Here is an 11477-nt window from a genome sequence, read left to right on the forward strand (position 1 = left end):
GGCCGAGATGACTGTCGTCACCGATACCGTCACCGACACCGACGTCGTGAGCCGTTCGGTCTCGCGCAACCGCCTGGTCCTCCGGCGCTTCCTGAGCCAGCGGCTGGCCGTGGCCGGCGTCGTGGTGGTCCTGCTGCTGATCGCCCTCGCGTACCTCGGACCGATCTTCTACCCGTGGAAGTACGACCAGCTGGACTTCCAGGCGTTCCAGTCGCCGCCGAGTCCCGCGCACTGGTTCGGTACGTACCAGACCGGCGGGGACGTCTTCGCCCGTACGCTGCGGGGTTTGCAGAAATCGCTGGTCATCGGCCTGCTCGGGGCGCTGTTCTCGACCGCCCTGGCCGCCGCGGCCGGCGCCTTCGCCGGGTACTTCCGCGGCGCCACCGACACGGTGGTCCGGGTGGTCACCGACCTGATGCTGGTTCTGCCCGGCTTCCTGATCATCGCGATCTTCTCGTCAGCGCTGCGGGACGGCAGCTGGCTGCTGTTCATCGTGCTGCTGGCCGGCTTCCAGTGGATGATCACCGCCCGGGTGGTCCGCGGGTTGACGCAGTCGCTGCGGGAGCGCGAGTTCGTCCAGGCGGCCCGGTTCATGGGCGTGCCCGGCTGGAAGATCATCCTCCGGCACATCCTGCCGAACATGGCATCACTGCTGATCATCGACGCGACCGTCGGCGTCAGCAGCATCATCCTGGCCGAGGTCGGGCTCTCCTTCTTCGGCTTCGGCGTGCAGCCGCCGGACGTCTCGCTCGGCACCCTGATCGCCGACGGTGCCGGCGCGGCGCTCACCAACTGGTGGCAGTTCGACTTCGTCGCGGGCGTCCTCGTACTGCTCGTCCTCGCCGTGAACCTGGTCGGCGACGGCCTGCGGGACGCGCTGGACCCGAACTCCGAGATCGAAGGTGCGAAGTGACCGACGCGATGGTGGCCCCGGTGCCCGCGCCCGGCCCGGCCGGGAGCCGCGAGTCCGACGGCGTCGAGCCGCTGCTGCGGGTCGAGGACCTGTCGGTGACGTTCCGCAGCGGCGCCGGCCCGGTGACCGCGGTCCGCGGGATCAGCTACGACGTACGCCCCGGCGAGGTGCTCGGTATCGTCGGCGAGTCCGGATCGGGCAAGTCGGTCTCGTCGCTGGCCGTCATGGGCCTGCTGCCGGGCACCGCCACGATCACCGGCTCCGCGACGTTCCAGGGCCGGCAGCTGCTCGGCCTCGGCGACAAGCAGATCTCCCGGATCCGCGGCAGCCGGCTCGCCATGGTGTTCCAGGACCCGCTCTCCGCGCTGACCCCGGTCTACACGGTCGGTGACCAGATCGCCGAGACGATCCGGGTCCACCAGGGGCTCCGCCGGGACGCGGCCCGCGAACGGGCGATCGAGCTGCTCGACCTCGTCGGCATCCCGAACCCCCGGCAGCGCTCGAAGAGCTTCCCGCACGAGTTCTCCGGCGGCATGCGCCAGCGCGTCATGATCGCGATGGCGATCGCGAACGACCCGGCGCTGATCATCGCGGACGAGCCGACCACAGCGCTCGACGTCACCATCCAAGCGCAGATCCTGGAGGTGCTGCAGACCGCCCGGGAGGTGACCGGCGCGGCCATCATCATGATCACCCATGACCTCGGGGTGATCGCCGGGTTCGCCGACCGGATGATGGTCATGTACGCGGGCCGGGTGGTCGAGTCCGGCGTGGTCGAGACCGTCTACCAGCAACCCCGCATGCCGTACACGATGGGTCTGCTCGGCTCGATCCCGCGGCTCGACGCGGGCGAGCGGCAGGCGCTGACGCCGATCGAAGGTGTCCCGCCGTCCATGGTGAGCCTGCCGGTCGGCTGCCCGTTCGCGCCGCGCTGCCCGATGCGGATCGACAGCTGCGAGCAGACCGAGCCCGCGCTGCTCGGTGTGGTCTCCGACGACGCCGGGCACCTGGCCGCCTGTCACCGCAGCGAGGAGATCGCCCGGGACGGACTGACCAACACCGACGTCTTCGTCGCCACCACGGTGCCGGAGGCGCCTCCGGCGGCGCGGCTGCCCCGGGAACAGCGTCCGGTGGTTCTCGAGGTCCGTGACCTGGTCAAGGAGTACCCGCTGACCACGGGCGGCCTGCTGCGGCGCAAGGCCGGCAGCCTGCAGGCCGTCGCCGGGGTCAGCTTCGACATCCGCGAGGGCGAGACGCTCGGCCTGGTCGGCGAGTCGGGCTGCGGCAAGACCACCACCATCATGGAGATCCTCGAGCTGGCCAAGCCCACGTCGGGCACCATCGCGGTGCTCGGCAAGGACACCGCCGCGATGAGTGGCAAGGAACGCTTCGCGATCCGGCGCGACCTGCAGGTGGTGTTCCAGGACCCGATGGCCTCGCTGGACCCCCGGCTGCCGGTCAGTGACATCCTCGCCGAGCCGATGATCACCCACGGCGTGCCCGCCGCGGAGCGCGACCGGCGGATCCGGGACCTGCTGCGCCTGGTGGGGCTGCGTCCCGAGCACGCCGACCGGTACCCCGCCAAGTTCTCCGGCGGGCAGCGGCAGCGGATCGGCATCGCCCGGGCGCTGGCCCTGGAACCGAAGGTGCTGGTGCTCGACGAGCCGGTCTCGGCGCTGGACGTCTCGATCCAGGCCGGCGTGATCAACTTGCTCGACCGGCTGAAGGCCGAGCTGGGGCTCTCCTACCTGTTCGTGGCGCACGACCTGTCCGTGGTCCGGCACATCGCCGACCGGGTGGCGGTGATGTACCTCGGGCGCATCGTCGAGATCGGCACGGCCGACCAGGTCTTCGAGAATCCGACGCATCCCTACACCCAGGCGCTGCTCTCCGCGATCCCGTTGCCGGACCCGGTCAAGGAGCGCAGCCGCCGGCGGATCCTGCTGACCGGCGACCTGCCGAGCGCGGCGAATCCGCCCTCCGGGTGCCGGTTCCGGACCCGGTGCTCCACGTTCGCCCACCAGCTCGACGACGACCGGCGACGGCGCTGCCTCGACGAGTCCCCGGAGCTGACCGGCGCGGAGACCACGGGCGAGGACCACGAGGTGGCGTGTCACTACCCGGCACCCGCCGCGGTGATCTGACGGTCACGCGGCTGTCCGTGCGTACCGATGGAAATGAATTTATCGCGTCGACTTCCGACGCTAATGTGTGGAGGAACTGGTGAGGACACTCCGGAGTGCTAAGGCACTCCTTGCGCCGATCGTCGTCGCGACCCTGCTCGGGTCCGCCGCCTGCAGTGGGGCGAGCAGCACCAGCACCGATCAGGGAGCGCCGCCGCCGAAGGCGAGCGAGAATCAGATCAACCCGAAGTCGCGCGACCTGCTCAAGGACGGCGGCACGTTCACCTGGGCGACGAGTGGCTTCCCGGCGAACTTCAACTACTACGAGCTCGACGGCACCGACGTCGACGCCAGCAACGTCATGCTGAGCATGCTGCCGCAGCTGTACACCTACGAGGCCGACGCCTCCCCGGTGTGGAACAAGAACTACCTCGCCTCCGAGCCGGTGCTCACGACCGACCCGAAGCAGGTCGTCACGTTCGAGCTCAACCCGAAGGCGGCCTGGGACGACGGCACTCCGATCACCTGGGAGGACCTCTACTGGCAGTGGAAGTCGACCAGCGGCACGGACAAGGCCTACAACATCTCGGCGTCCAACGGCTACGAGAACATCGAGAGCATCGTGAAGGGCAAGGACGACCGCGAGGCGATCGTCACCTTCAAGACGAAGTTCGCCGACTGGAAGTCGCTGTTCGTCCCGTTCTACCCGGCGTCGACGAACAAGGACGCGAAGGTCTTCAACGAGGGCTGGGCGAAGCAGCCGCTCACGACGACGGCCGGCCCGTTCAAGTTCGCCTCGGTGGACGCGACGGCGAAGACCATCACGGTCGTCCGTAACGACAAGTGGTGGGGCGACCCGGCCAAGCTCGACAAGATCGTCTACCGGGCGATCGAACCCGACGCGCAGGTCGACGCGCTGGCCAACGGCGAGATCGACTTCGTCGACATCGGCTCGAACGTGGACTCCTACCAGCGGGCGCTGAAGATCTCCACCGCCGAGATCCGCCAGGCCGCCGGCCCGAACTTCCGGCACCTGACCATCAACGGCACCAGCGCCACCCTCTCGGACGTCAAGGTGCGCCAGGCGATCGCCGAGGCCATCGACCGCACCGCCATCGCCAAGGCGCTGCTCGGCCCGCTCGGCATCACGCCGACCGCGCTGAACAACCACATCTTCATGTCCAACCAGGCGGGCTACCAGGACAACACCGGCGACGTCGGCAAGTACGACCTGGAGAAGGCGAAGGCGGGTCTCGACGCCGCGGGCTGGAAGCTCAACGGCGACGTCCGGCAGAAGGACGGCAAGAACCTCGAGATCAACTTTGTCATCCCGACCGGTGCCAAGGCCTCTCAGCAGGAGTCCCAGCTCGTCCAGAACATGCTGGCCCTGGCCGGCGTCAAGGTGAAAATCAACTCGGTGCCGATCGACGACTTCTTCGACAAGTACGTCACCCCCGGCAACTTCGACATGACGGTCTTCGCCTGGATCGGGACCCAGTTCCCGGTCAGCTCCTCCAAGTCGATCTACGCCAACCCGGTCAAGAACGCCAAGGGTGAGCTGGACATCCAGCAGAACTACGCCCGGGTCGGCTCGGCCGAGCTGGACAAGTCGTTCGACGACGCGACCGCCGAGCTGGACCCGGCCAAGGCGGCCACGCTGGCCAACCAGGCCGACGCCCAGATCTGGCAGGAGGTCCACTCGCTGGCCCTCTACCAGCGCCCGGAGCTGATCGCGACGAAAAAGGACCTGGCCAACTTCGGCGCCAAGGGCTTCGCCAGCGTCGCCTACGAGAACATCGGTTTCCTCAAGTAGTCCTGACCCGCGCCGCGCGGAGTTCTTTCTCCGCGCGGCGCGGGTCGTGCGTCGTTGCGCTTCAGATGCTTTCTTCCGGGCCAGCCACACTGTTGCGCTTCAGCTGCTTTCTTTCGGGCCGGCCACGCCGTTGCGCTCCAGCCACGCCACCACGTGGGTCACGTAGCTGTCGACGTTCGCCAGCGGCCGGCCGCTGAGCGCCGCCACGAGGTGCTCCACGCCGAACAGCGCGTCCCAGACCCGGGCCCGCCGGTAGGTGGCGTCGTCGACCGCTCCGCGGACGTTCTCCCAGCCGTGCCAGGCCATGCAGGCCGCGTCGATCGCCGGGTCGAACACCAGGGCGAGATCCCAGTCCAGGACCCCGACCAGCCGGCCGGCCTCATCCCAGTGCACGTTCTCGGCGCCCAAGTCGGCGTGCACGAGCGCCCCGGCGACCGGTTCGAGCGCCCGGGCCCGATCGAGGCGGTCGCGGCCTTCGGTACGCCACTTCCCGGGCAGGCGAGGGAGGACGTCGCGTTCCAGCAGATCCGCCCAGCCGGCCGTTCCCTCACTCCCGTCCAGCTCGGTCCTCAGCTCCGGGGTGACAGGCACCTCCCGCAGCGCACGCAGCAGCTCGCCGATCCGCTCCGGATTCCCCTTCCCCTCGGGCAGCCCGGCCCCGCCGACCCAGGAGACCGCGACGGCGGCCCGCTCGCCGAACGTCATCACCGGGGTCAGGGGCTCAGGGACGGCGAACGGCAGCCCGGCGCCGGCGACCGCTTGGAGCAGCCGCATCCGGCGCGGCATGGCCTCGACGGCTGATTGCCGGCGGCTGATCCGGACCGCGGCGGTTCCGGGGAGCAGGACGACGTCATGGATGTTGCCATGGGCGGCGAGGCGCGCCGAGCGGAGCGGGGTGCCGGGCAGGACCGCCTCAACGATCTCCAACAGGTCGGCGGGTATGTCGCGGGTCATGTCCCGGATGCTTCCATGGGTAAGTGGGCGACTCCCCCGTCGGCCGGATGCCCGCCAGCAGCTCTCGTCGGGCCGGCGACACGCCCTACGGGCTGGAAGTGACGGACCGCCGCCCTCACAGAGTCGATGACGGTCGTACCCGGATAGAACTTCCTATCAGTCCAGACATTGCGGTAATAGCAGTGCCAGTAGCTCGCGACTCGCTGACGGGTACGTGCAATAAACTCTGGATTGGCGGCGCCGAATCGCCCATACGCGGCGTGCATCTGCGTTCCAGGAGTGTCGACCTCTACAAGACCACTTCGGATGTCCATCAAGATGTTCAAGACGTACTCGCCGACCAGCTGAACGACGAACGGCGCCACCCACGGACTGACTTCGCCGACTATTGATCTCACGTGGCGCTGGCGGACCCGACCGTCATGGTGACGCGTGTAGAGGCAGTGCATGAGGGTCCGCTGGTTCTCCGACAGCACTGCCAGGTCACCGGCGCCAAGCTCGGGACCGTAGATGGGTAAGGGATCATCAGGATCTCACCCTCGACGCTGACCAAGAACGACCCCGCCGGTTTCAACGGAGAAGACGGCATGAGCGCGCCAACAAAACCCCATCGTCTCGCTGCGCGCAGGGCACGGCATCAATTACCCAGGAACCCTCCGCAGGCGCCGTCTTGTCGATCATCCCGCGAGGCTACGACACCCGCCATGTCGCGCTGGCTCGCGTCAAGGCGCACCACGGCCAGCGCACTTGACCGCCGTGGTCCCCAGAATGCACAGAGAGCCGGTCCGATGAAACGGACCAGCTCTCTGACCTGCAAATTTACTCTGTCGGGCTGACAGGATTTGAACCTGCGACCCCTTGTTACCAACCGCAACCATACCGAGGTTGTCATCGGTTGTCGCGCACTGGCAATGAGCTGCACATACGACGCACAGCGGTGATCATCGCTTGTCACTGATTGTGAACCACAAGCCGGGTTTTTCGGGGGGTAAATGGGGGGCCGCCGCCACCCCAGGCGCCCCGCATCGCTATCGATCAGGCATCACACGACCGGTCCGGATAACGCGGCTTGCGTCGCCTGCCTACTGCGCTGGCCTCGCGCCGCCCAGGTCGGCGTACCACCCTGCAACAGTCCGCCCTGCCGAATGCTCGCCCAGGAACACTCCTGTGTGAACGTAGCCCGATCAAGCCACTGAACAGCGACAATACGGATCTGGCCTGCTCAGCTGCCGTCGCCCGACGCTGCTGAACGCCATGCGGCGCTGTTCGACGCTGCTGATTTCAACTCCGTTTGCTCCCCGCCCGATCACCGGTTTTGGGAGCAGCGCTGTACCGCACATCCCGAACAGCCCGATTTCATCGTGGTGGTGCTCCCCACCATCACTGAGGACAGCCTTGAACAGGGCAAGCATCATGACCGGCGAGGAGCAGTTGCTCTCCCACCGCTGGTACCTCAGCCGAGTTCAGCGACGTGGTCTGGTCAGCGTCGTGCTCCCAACACGCTCCCCATGAGCCAGGACTCCGAGGCCATCGAAGCGGACAACTCGATCACACCGAAACGTGAGCAGGTACCCACGACAGGGCAGGATGTAGGAGCGACCGTCCCTCCCGCGCTGGAGTCCCGCTTGACCAGAGAAGAACTGACCGCCTTGTTCAACGGCGACGAGAGTGTCCCCCCGCCCTGGGCCACCGACTGCGCCGTCAAGTTCGACGTGTGGCTGGAATTCTCGAAACCGTCGGAATGGGGACTCAACCGACGCATCGACCTCATCCTCAGCATCCACGAGGACCACGGCACCGGGGACGTCGTCGAGCGGCTGCAGAACCTCGACAGGGCCCGGCCGATCGCCACCGGCGGCTTCGTCGTCGCGTCTCTCAGCCTGCCCGATCTGGTGCGTCGCATCCTGCCGGTGACGAACCTCGCAGACCTGCTCCGGCTGGCACAGGACTATGGGATGGAACCCATCATGCTGGCTGTGTTGAACGGATGGCACCCGTCCGATTTCGCCTGGGAACCCGACGAACCGGAGCGTCGCCGGGAGCACAATGCGCGCCTCGGATGGTTCCTGAACCTGCTGTCCGGGGTGGTGCGGTCCGCATCCGAACCGGTCGGCGCCAGCCCGGACGAGGTCTTCGAGGGGCCCGCACGCGAGGCGTGGGTGGCGGCGTCGGTGGCCGAGATGGTGGAGACGGCCATCGTCGACCGGCAGAGACCACGGCGGGACGCGGCCAGCCGGGCAGACGCCGTGGTCGACCGGCGCCGGCGTTATCCGGTCGCGGCCGTAACGACGAATCGTCCCGCCTTCGGCGAGGCCACCCGGTCACGGGCCACGGTCAAAGCCGACGCGGCGGAACAGCTCTTCTCCGTGGACACCACGGCGATCGGCTGGGCGGTCGTCGACAGTGGTATCGACGCTACCCATCCCGCCTTCGCCGGCCCTCAGGACGAGCCATTCTCGCTGGCACACCGAGTTTTGCGGGCCTTCGACTTTGTCGACGCGCGCCGAGTGCTCGCCGACAGGGCCATGCGGTGGGGCCTGATCGACTGGCGAACGGCACTGCCCTTCGTGGAGATCAATATGCGTAACGACGCCGACCGCAGAACGACCTCGTCGATGTCACCGCAGGTGCCCTTCCGAGTGCCGGGCAATCCTCACGGCACCCATGTGGCCGGCATCCTGGGTGGCTCGTGGTCCGAACGGAACTTCCGGGGACTGTGTCCCACGATCAAGCTTTACGACTTCCGCGTACTGAACGACGACGGCATCGGCGCCGAATTCTCGATCGTCGCGGCTCTGCAGGCGATCAGATACCTGAACGATCAGGCTGGCCGGCTCGTGATCGCCGGGGTGAATCTGAGCCTGTCGGTACCGCACGACGTGGCGACGCACTCGTGCGGCTGGACCCCGGTGTGCCAGGAGGCCGAACGTCTAGTCCGTTCCGGCGTCGTGGTGGTCGCCTCGGCAGGCAACGCCGGTTACGCCGGACACGATCGTACGACCGGCACCGGCTACCGCTCGACCAGCATCTCCGACCCCGGCAACGCTGATGCCGTCATCACCGTCGGGTCGACCCACCGCAGCGATCCGCACCGCCACGGGGTCAGCTACTTCTCCGGCCGGGGTCCCACGGCGGACGGCCGTCCCAAGCCGGACCTGCTCGCGCCAGGGGAGGACATCGACGGGCCCATCCCCGACGAGGGTCTGATCGCCATGCACGGCACCAGCCAGGCAGCCGCGCACGTCAGCGGTGCCGCGGCGATGCTGATGGCGCGCCACCGGGAGCTCGTCGGCCGCCCGGAGCGGGTCAAACAAATCCTCTGTGCGACCGCGACCGATCTGGCGCGGGAACGCGCGTTCCAAGGCCACGGTCTGGTCGACGTCCTCCGCGCGCTCCAGTCGATCTGACGCCGTGCTCGCGGTCGAGTTCCTCAACGCCCATCACGGCGACTGCGTGGTCCTCACCTGGGCCGGCGACCGGCACGCGATACTCGTCGACGGCGGCCCCTCAAAAGTCTATGACCAGGCTTTACGGCCACGACTGGCGGCGCTGCCCCGGTCCGCCTCGGTGGAGATCGTCTGTGTCACCCACGTCGACGACGACCACGTCGCCGGGGTGATCCGCCTGTTGAACGAGCTGAACCGGTCCCGACGCGACGGGGAGGCACCCCTGGTCCGCATCGAGCGGCTCTGGTTCAACTCGGTCGACGACGTCGCGGAGGCCGTCGCCCCCGGTGTCAGCTCAGCGCCCTGGCTGGCGACGGAGAGGGGGCAACCGTCCGGCACCGTGGGAGCCAGCTATCGGCAAGGTCGCGAAGTACATCGCCTGCGGTCCGCGCTCCAACTGACGGGCAACGCCCCCTTCGACCGAGTGGTCCGGCAAGGCGACAGCGTGCAACTCCCGGGAGACGTCCACGTCGACGTCATCGCCCCGGATCAGCCGGCGCTAACCGCGCTCGCCAAGAAGTGGCGAGCCGCGGAACAGGCGAAGAATCCGGCGGTAATCGCCGCGGCGATCGAGGACCGCAGCGCCCCGAATCTGTCCAGCATCTGCCTACTCGTCACCTACGGCGAACGAACCGTCCTACTCACCGGTGACGCCCGCGGTGATCACGTGCTGAGCGGCCTGGCGTCCGGAGGCTTCCTGGGTGACGGCCCGCTGCTGGCAGACGTCCTGAAGCTGCCACATCACGGCAGCGCCAAGAACGTCTCCCCGGAGTTCTTCAGGAGGATCCACGCTTCGCATTACGTCATCTCAACCGACGGGCGCAAGCATCCGCATCCCGACCCCCGGACATTGACCTGGCTCGTCGAATCACGATCACCCACCGACTACTACACGATCCATTTCACCAACCCCGTCGCCGCCGTCACCGGACACCTGGAGGAGTTACGGAAAGGCAGGTCGTTCGAGACCAACCTGCTGCAAGGCCGGACGGTGGTGATCAAGCTGGGCGCGCCCGCCGAGTGACGAGGCATGCTGGAAACGGGCCCGCGCGGTCTCCTGCGGGGCCGTTCTCGGCTCGCTCCGGCGCTAGTGTCCTGAGTCTTTAAATCGATGTCGGTGGGTACGTGTGACGGATGCCTGCTCCGGTAGCAGTTCCCATCGTGCTCACCGACGACGAGCGTGACCAGTTGGTCGCCTGGTCACGTCGGCCGTCCTCAGCCCAGGCCCTTGCCGCGAGATCCCGGATCGTGCTGGCCTGCGCCGACTCTCCGGACGACACGAACGCGCAGGTCGCCGACCAGCTCGGGGTCTCCCGGAACATGATCCACAAATGGCGTAACCGATTCGCCGCGCACCGCCTGGGCGGACTCGTCGACGAACCACGCCCGGGCCGGCCCCGCACCATCGCGGACACCGACGTGGAACGGGTGATCACCACGACCTTGGAGACCACCCCGAAGGACGCCACCCACTGGTCCACCCGGTCCATGGCCGCTCACGTCGGCCTCTCCCAGACCACGGTCTCGCGGATCTGGCGGGCGTTCGGCCTACAACCACACCGCCAGGACACCTGGAAACTGTCGAAGGACCCGCAGTTCATCGACAAGGTCCGCGACGTCGTCGGCCTCTACCTGAACCCGCCCGAACGCGCCGTCGTGCTCTGCGTGGACGAGAAATCCCAGATCCAAGCCCTCGACCGGACCGCACCGATCCTGCCGATGATGCCCGGCACTCCCGAGCGGGCCACCCATGACTACGTCCGGGCCGGCACCTCCAGCCTCTACGCCGCCCTCAACCTGGCCACCGGCAAAGTCATCGGCTCGCTACACGCCCGCACCCGGGCGATCGAGTTCAAGAAGTTCCTGGTCACCCTCGACCAGCAGATCCCAGCGTCCTTGGACGTGCACGTCGTGCTGGACAACGCCTCCACCCACAAGACCCCGGCGATCAAACGCTGGCTGGCCGCGCATCCGAGGTTCGTCCTGCATTTCACCCCGACCAGCAGTTCCTGGCTCAACCTGGTCGAACGCTGGTTCGCCGAACTGACCACCAAGAAACTGCAACGCGGCACCCACCGCAGCGTCCGCGAGCTCAACACCGACATCCGAGCCTGGATCGAGACCTGGAACGACAACCCCAAGCCCTACGTCTGGACCAAGACCGCCGACCAGATCCTCGAATCCATCGCCCGCTACTGCACCCGCATTAACGACTCACGTCACTAGGC

7 protein-coding genes are annotated in these 11477 nt (G+C 67.6%); 6 read left to right on the forward strand and 1 reads right to left on the reverse strand.

Annotated elements, in window-relative coordinates; all coding sequences use genetic code 11:
• The first annotated feature begins 7 nt into the window (after positions 1–7).
• The 3 genes from Apa02nite_RS03230 (at position 8) to Apa02nite_RS03240 (ending at position 4849) form a co-directional block, all read left to right on the forward strand.
• Positions 8–913 carry an ABC transporter permease gene (locus tag Apa02nite_RS03230; RefSeq protein ID WP_067684969.1) on the forward strand — a complete coding sequence of 302 codons (906 nt, stop codon included), beginning with the start codon at positions 8–10 and terminating at the stop codon, positions 911–913.
• Positions 910–3057: an ABC transporter ATP-binding protein gene (locus tag Apa02nite_RS03235; protein WP_203823768.1), complete on the forward strand. Its 2148-nt coding sequence runs from the start codon at positions 910–912 to the stop codon at positions 3055–3057. Before Apa02nite_RS03230 ends, Apa02nite_RS03235 begins: the two co-directional genes overlap by 4 nt.
• Before the next feature lie 79 nt (positions 3058–3136).
• Complete coding sequence (locus tag Apa02nite_RS03240) at positions 3137–4849, forward strand: ABC transporter family substrate-binding protein (RefSeq protein ID WP_203823769.1); 1713 nt, start codon at positions 3137–3139, stop codon at positions 4847–4849.
• Positions 4850–4948: 99 nt separating this feature from the next.
• Here the strand turns inward: Apa02nite_RS03240 and Apa02nite_RS03245 are convergent, their stop codons facing one another.
• Positions 4949–5803, reverse strand: a complete 855-nt coding sequence (locus Apa02nite_RS03245) for a phosphotransferase (protein ID WP_203823770.1) — start codon at positions 5801–5803, stop codon at positions 4949–4951.
• A gap of 1508 nt (positions 5804–7311) precedes the next feature.
• Between Apa02nite_RS03245 and Apa02nite_RS03250 the strand changes: the two genes are divergently transcribed.
• The 3 genes from Apa02nite_RS03250 (at position 7312) to Apa02nite_RS03260 (ending at position 11475) form a co-directional block, all read left to right on the forward strand.
• Positions 7312–9210 carry a S8 family serine peptidase gene (locus Apa02nite_RS03250; RefSeq protein ID WP_203823771.1) on the forward strand — a complete coding sequence of 633 codons (1899 nt, stop codon included), beginning with the start codon at positions 7312–7314 and terminating at the stop codon, positions 9208–9210.
• Between the two features lie 4 nt (positions 9211–9214).
• Positions 9215–10273, forward strand: coding sequence for a ComEC/Rec2 family competence protein (locus Apa02nite_RS03255; protein ID WP_203823772.1), 1059 nt, complete (start codon positions 9215–9217; stop codon positions 10271–10273).
• Between the two features lie 110 nt (positions 10274–10383).
• Positions 10384–11475, forward strand: a complete 1092-nt coding sequence (locus tag Apa02nite_RS03260) for an IS630 family transposase (RefSeq protein WP_203823773.1) — start codon at positions 10384–10386, stop codon at positions 11473–11475.
• Positions 11476–11477 lie beyond the last annotated feature (2 nt).

The organism is Actinoplanes palleronii (assembly GCF_016862315.1).
Lineage (GTDB): Bacteria > Actinomycetota > Actinomycetes > Mycobacteriales > Micromonosporaceae > Actinoplanes > Actinoplanes palleronii.